The sequence below is a fragment of the Rhizobium sp. BK399 genome, from assembly GCF_014194695.1.
Lineage (GTDB): Bacteria > Pseudomonadota > Alphaproteobacteria > Rhizobiales > Rhizobiaceae > Rhizobium.
Map to the genome: position 1 here is coordinate 151803 of NZ_JACIAH010000007.1, position 13046 is coordinate 164848.

The window sequence follows — 13046 nt, forward strand, 5'->3', positions numbered from 1 at the left end:
TACCCTCTTTCCCTAACCTCAGAGCGCTTCCGCGCCCGAAATGATTTCAATGAGTTCCTTGGTGATCTGAGCCTGGCGCTGACGGTTGTAGGAAAGCGTCAGCTTGTTGATCATTTCACCAGCGTTGCGCGTTGCATTGTCCATGGCGCTCATCTTGGCACCCATTTCACCGGCGACGTTCTCAAGGAGCGCGCGGAAAATCTGGACCGAGATGTTGCGCGGAATCAGATCCTCGAGGATCGATGCCGGATCCGGCTCGTATTCGTAGACTGCGCCGGCATGCTCCGCATCCTGGACAACTGCCGTGGGGGCCGATGCCGGGATGAGCTGCTGTGCCGTCGGAACCTGCGAAATGACCGACTTGAATTCGGAATAGAACAACGTGCAGACGTCGAACTCGCCGGCTTCGAACATCTCGATGACGCGCTTGCCGATCTGATCCGCATTCTCGAAGGAGACCTTCTTCACGTCGCGCAATTCCTTGCGCTCGGCGATGAGCGAGGCGAATTCACGGCGCAGAACGTCGTAACCCTTCTTGCCGACGGTGAAGAACTTGACGGTCTTGCCTTCAGCAATGAGCTTGCGAGCGTGATCGCGCGCGAAACGCGAGATCTGCGAGTTGAAGCCGCCGCACAGACCGCGCTCGGCAGTGCAGACGACCAGCAAGTGAACCTGGTCCTTGCCGGTGCCGGTCATCAGCGCAGGCGCACCGTCGGCTTCCGTCATCGCACCGGCGATGTTTGCCAGAACGGCACCCATGCGCTGCGAGTACGGACGGGCGGCCTCGGCCGCCTCCTGGGCACGCCGAAGCTTCGCCGCGGCGACCATTTTCATCGCCTTGGTGATCTTCTGCGTCGCCTTGACGGAGGCGATCCGGTTTTTCAGATCCTTAAGTGAAGGCATCCGTTATCCGTCCTTTGGGGTCCGATTAGGCGAAGGACTTCGCGAAGCTATCGACGGCAGCCGTGAGCTTGCCCTTCGTATCGTCGCTGATTGCCTTGTCCGTGCGGATCGTGTCGAGGATAGCCGAGCCTTCCGAGCGAAGGTACGACAGCAGGCCCTGTTCGAACTTGCCGACCTGGTTGACCGGGATCTTGTCGAGGTAGCCGTTGACACCTGCGAAGATGACCGCAACCTGCTCTTCCGTCTTCAGCGGCGAGAACTGCGGCTGCTTCAGGAGTTCGGTCAGGCGTGCACCGCGGTTGAGCAGGCGCTGCGTGGAAGCATCGAGGTCCGAACCGAACTGGGCGAAGGCGGCCATTTCGCGATACTGGGCGAGTTCGCCCTTGATCGAGCCGGCGACCTGCTTCATGGCCTTGACCTGAGCGGCTGAACCAACGCGCGAAACCGACAGACCGACGTTAACGGCCGGACGAATGCCCTGGTAGAACAGGTCGGTTTCGAGGAAGATCTGGCCGTCGGTGATCGAGATCACGTTGGTCGGAATGAACGCCGAAACGTCGTTGCCCTGGGTTTCGATGACAGGCAGAGCCGTCAGAGAGCCAGCACCCTTCTCGTCGGAGAGCTTTGCAGCGCGCTCGAGGAGACGCGAGTGAAGGTAGAAAACGTCGCCAGGATAAGCTTCGCGGCCCGGCGGGCGGCGCAGCAGCAGCGACATCTGGCGATAAGCAACAGCCTGCTTGGACAGGTCGTCGTAGCCGATCAGCGCGTGCTGACCGTTGTCGCGGAAGAATTCGCCCATCGTGCAGCCGGCGAACGGTGCCAGGTACTGCATCGGAGCCGGATCGGAAGCCGTTGCAGCAACGACGATCGAGTACTTCATTGCGCCGCGTTCTTCGAGAACCTTGACGAACTGGGCAACGGTCGAACGCTTCTGGCCGATAGCGACGTAGACGCAGAACAGCTTGTCGCCGTCCGGGCCGTTGTCGTGAATGGCCTTCTGGTTCAGAATCGTGTCGAGAATGATCGCGGTCTTGCCGGTCTGGCGGTCACCGATGACGAGCTCGCGCTGGCCACGACCGACCGGGATGAGCGCGTCGATGGCCTTGAGGCCGGTCGACATCGGCTCATGAACCGACTTACGCGGAATGATACCAGGAGCCTTGACGTCGACGCGCGCACGGCGGGTCGCGTTGATCGGGCCCTTGCCGTCGATCGGGTTGCCGAGAGCGTCGACAACGCGGCCGAGCAGCTCCGGACCAACCGGAACGTCAACGATGGCGCCGGTCCGCTTGACGGTGTCGCCTTCCTTGATGTCGCGGTCCGAACCGAAAATAACAACACCGACGTTGTCCGATTCCAGGTTCAGCGCCATACCACGGATGCCACCGGGGAATTCGACCATTTCGCCTGCCTGAACATTGTCCAGACCGTAAACGCGAGCGATACCGTCACCGACGGAGAGAACCTGACCGACTTCCGAGACTTCTGCCTCTTTACCGAAGTTTTTGATCTGGTCTTTGAGAATTGCGGAAATTTCCGCAGCGCGGATATCCATCAGCCGACCTCTTTCAATGCAAGCTTAAGGGTAGAGAGTTTTGTACGAAGAGACGTATCAATCTGACGGGACCCGACCTTCACGATCAGACCACCAAGAATTGACGGATCAACCGTGACGTTGATCGCCACGTCTTTGCCGGTGACGCCCTTGAGCGCCGCCTTCAATTCAGTTTCCTGCGCTGCAGTGAGCGCATGCGCCGCAGTAACGTCGGCAGTGATTTCGCCACGCTGGTTTGCAGCAATGATGCGGAAGGCCTTGATCATGCCCGGGAGGGCAAAGAGGCGACGGTTACGCGCCACGACCTTCAGGAAATTCGCGAAGAAGCCGCTGATGCCAGCCTTCTCACTGATGGCAATGATTGCCTTGAGCTGATCGTCGGCCGAGAAAACAGGGCTCGAAACGAAACGCTTCAGGTCTTCGCTCTCGTCGAGCATCGCCTGGAACCGATCGAGGTCCTTGGTGACGACCTCAACGGCGCCCTGCTCGAGCGCAAGCTCGAACAACGACGAGGCATAGCGCTCTGCAACACCAGAAGTAAGCTGGGATGTGTCTGCCACTGGCCCAAATTTCCCTGATTTCAACCCAAGAATCCGGTCCTCGGCGGGCGCCTGACCTATAATCTTGAATTCGTTATGATTTCCCCCAGAAATCGCAAGAAAAGCCTCTTGCTTCTTCCGAAATTCGGGGTCCGTCTAACATAGGATGTTCGGACTCGCAACACGCGTAACGCCCGAATACTGCTTTCCTATCGATTTCTAACGCAAAAATGCTCGAGCCCCGGCAGGGAAGAGCTTAGCGCGAGCGATATCCGCTCAACTCAAGCGGAAAAGAAACCGAAAACATAGGCGAGAGGAAGCGCCGCCAGAATGATTTGCACAACCAGGAGTAAATAGTTGAGAATTGTGCTCCCCTTATCTGAAAGGAGCGAAATGATGCGTGCAAACGCCGCCATGGCGAAGGCGCCGCCGAGCGCCATGTAGATCCAGTTCTGCGCCAGCATGATGGCCGAGAGGCCGAAGCCGAGATAGAAGCCGCCGACGGAGCGTTGCTCCGCATAACCGTCACGCCGACCCTCGCGAGGCATGATGCCGAACAGCCGCATCGCGTATCCCGGCGCAAACATGATGACAAAGCCCACAAGCGCCGTGAAAGCGGCCGCTCCGAAGGCGAGTTGTTCGCCAAACTCCGTCGGAAAATAAAAATCCATAGTCGACCCCGAATCCCCTGCTTCGCCGTCCTTATGGCATGATTGCCGTGCCGGGCAAAAGCCCGCAAGGCAGCGATCTACAGGAAGCTTTGAGGGTCGACGTCGAGCTGTACATGCACCGACCCACGCTCCTTCGGCGCCTGCGCAAGCATAGTCCTCAGAAACGCCTGCATGTCGGAGTTCCGCCGCCCGTGTACGAGAAGCCGAAAGCGATAGCGGCCGCGCACCAGGGCAAGTGGCGCTTCCGCCGGGCCGAGGACGGCGATGCCAGAGACATGAGGTGCCGCGTTCCTGATCCCGCGGGCATGGTTTTCCGCATCGTGGCGCGCTTCCGCCGAGACGATGATCGATGCCAACCGTCCGAAAGGGGGAAGAATGGCGCGCTCGCGTTCGGCGATCTCGCGTTCGTAGAATGCGCTCGCATCGCCGGAGACGATCGCTTGCATAACCGGATGCTGCGGCTGGTAGGTCTGTAACAGTCCGTGGCTCTTCAGGCCGGTACGCCCGGCGCGGCCTGTCACCTGCGACAGGAGCTGGAAGGTCCGCTCGGCGGCGCGTGGATCGCCGTTGGCAAGGCCGAGGTCGGCATCGACGATACCAACCAGCGTCATCAGCGGGAAATTGTGACCCTTGGCGACAAGCTGCGTCCCGATGACGATATCGGCCTCGCCCTTGGCGATGGCTTCGAGCTCAAGACGCAACCGTTTGACGCCGCCCATCATGTCGGACGAGAGCACGATCGTCCGTGCCTCGGGAAAATGACGTTCCACCTCTTCAGCGATACGCTCGACGCCCGGCCCGCAGGCAACGAGGTGATCAAGTGTGCCACATTCGGGACAGGCTTCCGGCGTCCGCTCGGCATGACCGCACTGATGGCATTGCAGCTGCCTCTTGAATCGATGCTCGACGAGCCAGCTGGAGCATTGCGGGCATTGGAAGCGGTGACCACAAACGCGGCAAAGCGTCAGCGGCGCGTAGCCCCGCCGGTTCAGGAAAAGAAGCGCCTGTTGCTGCTTCTCAACCGTCTTGCCGATCGCTCGAATCAGCACTGGCGAGAGGAAGCCGCCGCGCTCGGGCGCATGACGGCGCATGTCGATGAGATGCAGATCCGGCAGCGCCGCGTCACCGAAGCGGGTCGGCATGTGAATGGTGCTGTAACGCCCGCTCTGCCCATTGACCTGGCTCTCGACCGACGGCGTGGCCGAAACCAGAACCACCGGGAAATCGCCAATGCGGGCGCGCACGACCGCCATGTCGCGCGCATTGTAATAGACACGATCTTCCTGCTTGTAAGCGGGATCGTGTTCTTCATCGACGATGATCAGCCCAAGGTCCTCGAAAGGCAGGAACAGCGCCGAGCGCGCGCCGGCGACGACGCGAACCTCGCCCGTGACTGCCTGACGCCAGACCTTTTCGCGCATGCGTGGCGCCAGATCGGAATGCCATTCCGCCGGCTTGGCGCCGAAGCGATCCTGGAACCGCTCCAGAAAGCTGGCCGTCAAGGCAATCTCCGGAAGGAGAATCAACACCTGCTTGCCGCGCTTCAGCGTTTCCGCGATCGCTTCGAAATAGACTTCGGTCTTGCCCGAACCGGTAACTCCGTCGATCAGCGAGACTGCGAACTCGCCCTTTCGAACTTCGGAGAGGATCTCGTTCGCCGCTTCCTTCTGGGGACCTTCGAGCCGCGCGGCCACAAAATCCGGATCCGGTCTGGCGACCACTGGCGGGGGCGGCAGGAACACCGTCTCGAAAATGCCCTGACTGATCAAACCATCAACGACGCTGGTCGACACACCGGCGGCGTGGGCCAGCCCGCTTCGCGTCCAGGACAAGCCATCCCCGGCAATATCCAGCACCCGGGCGCGCGCCGGCGTCATCCGTTCCGGCGCGCCGCCGGCGAAGCGCAATCCCTCCACCATCGGCTCGGGCTCGAAGGCGTTGGGTGCACGCAGCGCCATCCGCGCCACGAGCCCAGGTGGAGAAAGTGTGTAACTCGCCACCCAGTCGATGAAATCGCGCATCTCCTTGGTCAGCGGCGGGCAATCGAAGACATGACTGATCGGCCTGAGCTTCTTCGGGTCGACACCGTCCTCGCCACCGTCCCAGACGACGCCGATCACCTGCCTCGGACCGAGCGGCACCTGCACGACCGAGCCGGGCTCGACCGCCATCCCTTCCGGCACTGCATATGAATATGGCTTCGGCGCGGGCATGGGAACGAGCACCGGAACCGTACGGTTTGCCGGCGGCGCCTCAAACAACGCTCCAAAGAGATCTGACGAATCTGTGCTCATCGGGCGTGACCATGCCCGGATCGACACGAAAAGAAAACCTGTAAGACTGGTGCCACCGGTTTACTCGTCGTCATCGATAACGCCCGTTAGCCGCATGCCCTCGATCCACGTTGCGCCGTCCTGCCGCACCACGTGGCGAGCACGGGCACCGCATTTTTCGCGCACGGCGGCCGCCAGCGCTTCGGAATGCGTAACGATCCAGATCTGGCTGCTGCTGGCGGCCTCCGCGATCATGTCCGCCAGAGGGGGCAGCATGTCGGGATGGAGGCTTGCCTCTGGTTCGTTGAGCGCAATCAGCGGCGGCAGCCGATAGGACATCAGTGCGGCCGCAAGTCCCAGAAAGCGGATCTGTCCGTCCGACAGCTCGCGCGGCTTGAACACCCGATTTGGAAACTCGGAAAAGGAAAGGCCGAAAGACGCCGTCTCCTCGGGCAGCGGCATAACGAGCCGCGCACCGCCAAGGGCCGCGGCCACGGCACGATCGAGATCGACCGTATCCTCCCGCGTATGCGCCAGCGTCGCGAAGACGGCAGCAATGTTGCTGCCATCCTCATCGAGCAGCGGCGCGGTGACAGCAAGACAAGGGGAGCGCAGTGGTGACAGGCGATCAGTCCGGAAGCCGTGAAAGAAACGCCAGCCGTCGATTGCACGGCGGAACGTTCCGATCTCGGGATACTGGCCGGCATCACCGAGCAGCGCGATCGCGGTTTCCGATGTCAGCGCCTGCTCCGGATAATCCTGCATCCGCCCATTCGGTCCACGAACCGAAATGGCCGGGCCGGCACGCTTCATCATCGTCACCGGCCGCGTTCCCGTCTCGATCGACAACTCTTCAGCCTTGATCTGAGGCTCAAAGGGAAATCCCGCCGCAGCCGCCGGCGGCCGCAACCCGGCCTCGACGCGATAACGGAAGGTAATCGCTCGTTCCTCGTCGACAAGTTCGGCTTCCAGGCGAATCCGGAAGGGTCCGTCGGCATCCCGGCGCGGGCCCGACCACAGCGCCGAAAACATCCCGCCCTCGGCGGCGATCTCATGCGCCAGGCGCCCTCGCGTTGCCGCTTGGATGAGCTGGAGAGCGCGGTAGAGGTTGGATTTTCCGACGCCGTTCTCGCCGATGAAGAGGTTAATCCCGGAAAGATCCATACGGATCGATCGCAGGGACCGGTAATTCTGTGCAAACATCGAGCGGAGCAGCATGCCTCGCTTTAGCCTATCCAATCAGCGAATTGAATGGGCGCTGGCCAGTTCCCGTTCCGCGGGCGGGACCAGCGGCAGGAATTGTGCTCCGCCATCCGCGGCAAGCGCGTGGACGGTGTGGTCTTCCAGCGCCTTGGTTACCTCGTTGATGTCGCCGTCGAGGTGTTCCACGGGGATCGGGTTGCCGACCACGAAGTCGAAGCGATCGCCGCGCTTGTTGAGGAGCTCGTGGAAGACGGTCATGTCCCGGAGCTCGGTCGACCATTTCGCAAGCCAGTAGAACAGGCCGGAGTTCCGAGCCGTCATATGAACGGGAAGGATCGGCAGATTGTACTTGCGGGCAAGGCCGACCGCCGAGGTTTTCCACGGGCGTTCATTCAGCCGTCCGTTCGCCCAGTAGGCGATGCGGCCAGAGGGAAAGAGCACTGTTGCCTTGCCTTCCCTGACCGCACGGTTGGTGATCTGCAGCGTTTCGCGGGTCTTGAGCTTGCTTTTGTACTCCTCGCGCCACTCGACGGGGATAATGACCTCGGCAAAACGCGGATTGACGCGCACGGCGTCACGGTTCGCAAACACCATCACATCCGGTCGCTTATGCTTCAGGAGGTCGAAGACGGCGACACCATCGGCAATGCCGGTCGGATGATTGCTGACGAGAATGAAGCCGCCGGTCTCGGGAATGCGGTCGCCATGCCTGACATTGATGTCGAGGTTCAGCAGGTTGCTCATATACTCGAAGCACTGCAAACCCGGCATGTTCGCAACATCGTTGGCAAAGCTGACCGCCCGGTTGTAGCGGAGCAGCGTATAGAGAAACGGCCGCATGATCGGCCAAAGCGGATGCTTCACGATCCGCTGCCCGCGTTCGGCGATCAACGTGTCGACGATGTGACCCGGCTTGCCATGGGAGACGAGTGCGATCGCTTCCGCGAATTGTCCAAAAGCGGTCGTGGGTTGGCGCCGTGGCATTCAAGATCCTGCGTCGTTGGGAAACCGGTTACGTGGAATGATATGATGGGAGCATGACAAGCACTTGGCCGGCATTAGGAATTCCATAACTATCGCTCCCTCAGAATTGGCGGCAGGATTGGCAAATTCAAGGCCGAATACGTGAACGAACTCCTGATCATCGCCGACCCACGCCTGATGGCCGAGCGCTCGGCTTGGCTCGATAGCCTCGCGCGCGAACGACGCCTTTCAGAGCACACGCTCGATGCCTACGAGCGTGATACGCGTCAGTTCCTGACCTTTCTGACTGGGCACCTCGGCGGGCCCGCAACGCTGAAAGATATCCACGCACTCAGGCCTGCCGACTTCCGTGCGTTCCTGGCCGCACGGCGCAAGGAAGGCTCCGGTGCCCGTTCGCTTGGCCGCAATCTGGCCGGGCTGCGTTCACTGCTGCGTTACCTGGAAAGGAAGGGGCTGGTAAATGCCGCCGGCGTTGGCGCAATCCGCTCGCCGAAACAACCCAAATCGCTGCCGAAGCCGTTATCCGACCGGCAAGCCATCAACGTCGTCAGCGACGAGGCGCAGTTGCACGAGGAGCCCTGGATCGCCGCCCGCGACGCCGCCGTCTTTGCTCTGCTCTATGGCTGCGGACTGCGCATCTCTGAAGCCCTCGATCTGACGCCCGGCGATTTCAACCGCGGTGCTGCCACGCTGCGCATCACCGGCAAGGGCAACAAGACCCGCCTTGTGCCGCTGCTGACCCTGGTCTTCGACGCCGTCGAGAAATACCGGGCGCTCTGCCCCTATCACCTCGAAGGCAACGAGCCCCTTTTCCGTGGCGCGCGCGGCGGCAAGCTGCAGGCTGCGATCATTCAGCGCACCATGCAGAAGATGCGCAGCGCCTTCGGCCTTCCCGAAACGGCGACACCGCATGCGCTGCGCCATTCCTTTGCGACCCACCTGTTGGCCGGCGGCGGTGACCTCAGAACCATCCAGGAATTGCTCGGCCACGCCAGCCTTTCCACCACCCAGGTCTATACAGGTGTGGATTCCTCACGATTGCTTGAAGTTTACGACCGTGCCCATCCTCGGGCGTAATCTTTTGTTAACGGCTTCTCTTAAAGGAATATCCGCACGCTGGGCGTAGGCTTGGCGATCATAGTGACCGGAACACCACCATGACGATCTCCATCGGCCGTCGCAGCCTGCTCATTGCATTGCCGGGCAATATCCTTCTCTGGCTGATTGCCGCGTTTCACATGCTGCTTGCGGCAACCCTGATCGCCGTGCTGTTTTCGGTGTCGCCGGTGGCTGCCGCGAGCGACGATGCCTGTACCGGCCACAACATCCTGACCGATCTCAAACAGAGTGATCCCGCCCGATACGCCGAAGTCGTGAAGGAGGCCGATGCCGTGCCGAACGGCAAGGGCATTTTCTGGAGAATCGAGAAGGCGGGGATAGCGCCGTCCTGGCTGCTTGGCAGTATGCATGTGACCGATCCCCGCGTGCTGAACTTGCCGCCGCGCGCGCAGACTGCCCATGATGCTGCCGATACCATCATCATTGAATCCGACGAGATCCTCGACGAAAAGAAGGCGGCGGCTGCGCTGCTGATACGGCCGGAACTGACGATGTTCACCGACGGCACGACCATCGAGAAGCTTCTTTCCCGCGACGACTATACGCGGCTGGAAGCCGGTCTGAAGCTGCGCGGCATCCCGCTTGCGGCGGTTTCTCGCATGCGCCCTTGGATGATCTCGAGCGTGGTTGCCCTTCCCGGCTGCGAAATGGCTCGCAAGGCGAAAGGCGTTCAATTCCTCGACCAGAAAATCGCGGCGGATGCCGCCGCTGCGGGCAAGCAGGTCAAGGGCCTCGAAACGCTGGCCGAACAACTGCAGGCAATGGCTGAGCTGCCCACCGAGTTCCACCTGAAATCGCTGATCGAAACGCTGGCTCTCGGTTCTAAGATGAACGATGTCGTCGAGACCATGACCGATCTCTATCTTTCCGGTGATATCGGCATGACGATCCCCATGCTGAAGACCGTGTCACCCGACGGCGAGGACGAAGATAGCGACTACGCCGCCTTCGAGCAGCGCATCATCCTTGATCGCAACAAGGTGATGGCCGAGCGCGCCGCGCCGATCCTCGCCAAGGGCAACGTCTTCATGGCCGTCGGCGCCCTGCACCTACCAGGCGACGGCGGCGTGATCGAACTGTTGCGCAATCAAGGCTTCACCGTCACCGCCGTTAACTAGCGCCCGACGGTCATACGCTTGAGAACATTGGTCTTCCAATAGAACTGGTGAACGAGCGCGCCCGCGACATGCGCCGCGACAAACACCCAGAGGACGACCTTCAGCACATCGGCGTGAAGCGATCCGACGGCATCCATCCCAAAATAATAGGCGGCAATTCCAGTTAGCGGCATCACGAAGATGAAGGCATAAAGGCCGAAGTGCACGACCTTGGCCGCGAGGCGAAATATTGCAGGCTCGCCCGCGATTTCGATCGGTGCACCCTGGGAAGAACGCAGGCAAACCCGGATAATCGCGAGCGCCAGAATGGCAATACCGACATAGGCGTGAATGTTGGCCGCCGCGACCTGGTCGGCAGTGGCAATGCCGGTGCGACGCATGGCGCGATGCCATTCGTTCATGCCGTCAGGAAATAGGAGGTTGAAGAAGATGAGCAGTGCCATACCCCAGTGAAGCAGGCGTTGCGGCAAGCTGTAAGCATCGACGGGTGCGGATTGCATCGGCTCTCCTTTCGAACGACTTTAGAACCATTCAAAAGTAAAACGGCCACCTGTCGGGAGACAAGCAGCCGTTCGCACATTGCCGAAATTTAATATTACATATGGATCGGCTTGAAGAAGGCGGCGAGAGCCGCTTCCTTGACCGCTTCCGACATGGTCGGGTGTGCGTGGCAGGTACGGCCGAGATCTTCCGCGGAACCACCGAACTCCATCAGAACGGCGATCTCGTGGATCATCTCGCCGGCGCCGAAGCCGACGATGTGGCCGCCGAGAACGCGATCGGTTTCCTTGTCGGACAGGATCTTCACGAAACCATCGGTGGCAAGCATTGCGCGGGCGCGGCCGTTTGCCGTGAACGGGAACTTGCCGACCTTATAGGCGATACCAGCGGCCTTCAGCTCTTCCTCGGTCTTGCCGACGGAAGCGACCTCAGGCTGAGTGTAGACGACACTTGGGATGACGTCATAGTTCACATGGCCATGCTGGCCGGCGAGAATTTCGGCGAGTGCGACGCCTTCGTCTTCCGCCTTGTGAGCCAGCATCGGACCCTTCACCACGTCGCCGATCGCGTAGATGCCGGCAACGTTGGTCCGGAAGTGACCGTCGATTTCGACGCGGCCACGGTTATCGAGCTTGACGCCGGCTTCTTCAAGGCCAAGGCCGGCCGTGTAGGGCGTGCGGCCGGTCGCAATCAGAACGACCTCGGCTTCGAGTGTCTGTGCATCACCGCCCTTGACCGGCTCGAAGGTCACCTTGGCACCCTTGCCACCCTTCTCAACGCCCGTCACCTTGGAGCTGAGGTTGATGGCGACGCCCTGCTTGGCGAGCATCCGCTGGAATTGCTTGGAGACTTCGCCATCCATGCCGCCGAGAATCGTGTCGAGATATTCGACAACCGTGACCTTGGCGCCGAGGCGCGACCAGACCGACCCGAGCTCAAGGCCGATGACGCCACCGCCGACGACGATCATCGTTTCCGGCACCTTCTCAAGCGCAATTGCGCCTGTCGAGGAAATGATCACCTTCTCGTCGATATCGACCTTGACGCCGGGAATGCCGGCGACGTCGGAACCGGTGGCGATGACGATGTTCTTGCCTTCGATTTCCTGCACCTTGCCGTCTTCGGCGGTCACGGAAACCTTGCCCGCCGAAACGATCTTGCCGGTGCCCTGGAAAGCATCGATCTTGTTCTTCTTGAAGAGGAAGGCAACGCCGTCGACATTGGCCTTCACAGTCGCATCCTTGTGCGCCAGCATCTTTTCAAGGTTCAGCTTTGGAGCGGCGACCTCGATGCCGAGCGCATCCATGCCGTGGCCGGCCTGATGGAACATTTCGGAGGCATGCAGCAGCGCCTTGGACGGGATGCAGCCAACGTTCAGGCAGGTGCCGCCGAAGGTTGCCCGCTTTTCGACGACGGCGACCTTGAGGCCGAGCTGGGCTGCCTTGATGGCAGCAACATAGCCGCCGGGGCCGGTTCCGATAACGATCACATCGTAGGACATTGTTTCTTTTCCCTTTCGTTATTTGCTTAGTCAGCCGCGCGGGCGAGCGCGAGGCGGAAACCGAAGCCGACCAGAGCGGCGCCGGTGATGCGGTTGAACCATTTGCCGCTTGCGATGAAGCGGTCGCGAATGGGTTTAACGGTGAAGAAGGTGGAGACGCCGGCGAACCAGGCGACGAGCGCGGTGGCCATGCCGATGCCATAGCTGAACTGGATCAGTGCCGGGGTATCGTGATGCACCAGCGTCGAGAACAGCGACAGGAAAAACAGGACTGGCTTCGGATTGAGCGCGTTGGTGATGAAACCCATGCCGAGACACTTGAGCGCCGAGATCGGCCTGCGGTCTTCCTCCGTCACCTCGATCTGATTGACCTTGAAGCCCGGCTCGCGGAAGGATTTGATGCCGAGGTAGACGAGATAGGCGACGCCCGCCCACTTGATCATGGCAAACAGCATCAGCGATTTGGAGACGATCAGGCCGAGGCCGAGTATCGTGTAGCTGATGTGAAAGAGCAGCGAAAAACCCATGCCGAGGCCGGTCATCATGGCGGCCCCGCGGCCGTGCACGATGCTCTGGCGCAGGATGACCGCAAAGTCGGCGCCCGGTACGACGATGAAGATCGAAAAGACGGCCATGAGGCCGAGAAATTCGAAGAAGTATTGCATGGCGATATGGTCTC

12 protein-coding genes are annotated in these 13046 nt (G+C 60.8%); 2 read left to right on the top strand and 10 right to left on the bottom strand.

All coding sequences use genetic code 11. The features are described 5' to 3' along the window. Positions 1 to 18: 18 nt before the first annotated feature. From FHT97_RS16695 to FHT97_RS16725, 7 genes are all read right to left on the bottom strand, one after another. Positions 19 to 903, bottom strand: a complete 885-nt coding sequence (locus tag FHT97_RS16695) for a F0F1 ATP synthase subunit gamma (RefSeq protein WP_183863689.1) — start codon at positions 901 to 903, stop codon at positions 19 to 21. A gap of 25 nt (positions 904 to 928) precedes the next feature. Further along, complete coding sequence (gene atpA, locus FHT97_RS16700; protein ID WP_016556568.1) at positions 929 to 2458, bottom strand: F0F1 ATP synthase subunit alpha; 1530 nt, start codon at positions 2456 to 2458, stop codon at positions 929 to 931. Continuing rightward, positions 2458 to 3018: a F0F1 ATP synthase subunit delta gene (locus FHT97_RS16705; protein ID WP_183863690.1), complete on the bottom strand. Its 561-nt coding sequence runs from the start codon at positions 3016 to 3018 to the stop codon at positions 2458 to 2460. Before FHT97_RS16705 ends, atpA begins: the two co-directional genes overlap by 1 nt. 260 nt (positions 3019 to 3278) lie before the next feature. Next, on the bottom strand, positions 3279 to 3668 hold the full coding sequence (locus tag FHT97_RS16710; RefSeq protein WP_183755201.1) for a DUF4345 domain-containing protein: 390 nt from the start codon (positions 3666 to 3668) through the stop codon (positions 3279 to 3281). Between the two features lie 77 nt (positions 3669 to 3745). Beyond that, positions 3746 to 5962 carry a primosomal protein N' gene (locus FHT97_RS16715; protein ID WP_183863691.1) on the bottom strand — a complete coding sequence of 739 codons (2217 nt, stop codon included), beginning with the start codon at positions 5960 to 5962 and terminating at the stop codon, positions 3746 to 3748. Positions 5963 to 6022: 60 nt separating this feature from the next. Beyond that, positions 6023 to 7159, bottom strand: coding sequence for an AAA family ATPase (locus FHT97_RS16720; RefSeq protein WP_183863692.1), 1137 nt, complete (start codon positions 7157 to 7159; stop codon positions 6023 to 6025). 21 nt (positions 7160 to 7180) lie between these two features. Continuing rightward, positions 7181 to 8128, bottom strand: a complete 948-nt coding sequence (locus FHT97_RS16725) for a 1-acyl-sn-glycerol-3-phosphate acyltransferase (RefSeq protein WP_183863693.1) — start codon at positions 8126 to 8128, stop codon at positions 7181 to 7183. A 141-nt stretch (positions 8129 to 8269) separates the two neighbouring features. Here FHT97_RS16725 and FHT97_RS16730 point away from each other — a divergent pair, with 141 nt between their 5' ends. Both FHT97_RS16730 and FHT97_RS16735 read left to right on the top strand, forming a co-directional pair. Next, positions 8270 to 9205: a tyrosine recombinase XerC gene (locus tag FHT97_RS16730; RefSeq protein ID WP_183863694.1), complete on the top strand. Its 936-nt coding sequence runs from the start codon at positions 8270 to 8272 to the stop codon at positions 9203 to 9205. A gap of 80 nt (positions 9206 to 9285) precedes the next feature. Next, positions 9286 to 10365, top strand: coding sequence for a TraB/GumN family protein (locus tag FHT97_RS16735; RefSeq protein ID WP_183863695.1), 1080 nt, complete (start codon positions 9286 to 9288; stop codon positions 10363 to 10365). Here the strand turns inward: FHT97_RS16735 and FHT97_RS16740 are convergent. The 3 genes from FHT97_RS16740 to FHT97_RS16750 all read right to left on the bottom strand — a co-directional run bounded on the left by FHT97_RS16740 (position 10362) and on the right by FHT97_RS16750 (position 13032). Beyond that, positions 10362 to 10865, bottom strand: coding sequence for a cytochrome b/b6 domain-containing protein (locus tag FHT97_RS16740; protein ID WP_183863696.1), 504 nt, complete (start codon positions 10863 to 10865; stop codon positions 10362 to 10364). The two genes, FHT97_RS16735 and FHT97_RS16740, sit on opposite strands and share 4 nt — an antisense overlap. 95 nt (positions 10866 to 10960) lie before the next feature. Further along, positions 10961 to 12367 carry a dihydrolipoyl dehydrogenase gene (gene lpdA / locus FHT97_RS16745; protein ID WP_183863697.1) on the bottom strand — a complete coding sequence of 469 codons (1407 nt, stop codon included), beginning with the start codon at positions 12365 to 12367 and terminating at the stop codon, positions 10961 to 10963. 26 nt (positions 12368 to 12393) lie between these two features. Continuing rightward, on the bottom strand, positions 12394 to 13032 hold the full coding sequence (locus FHT97_RS16750) for a LysE family transporter (RefSeq protein ID WP_183863698.1): 639 nt from the start codon (positions 13030 to 13032) through the stop codon (positions 12394 to 12396). Between the last annotated feature and the right edge of the window lie 14 nt (positions 13033 to 13046).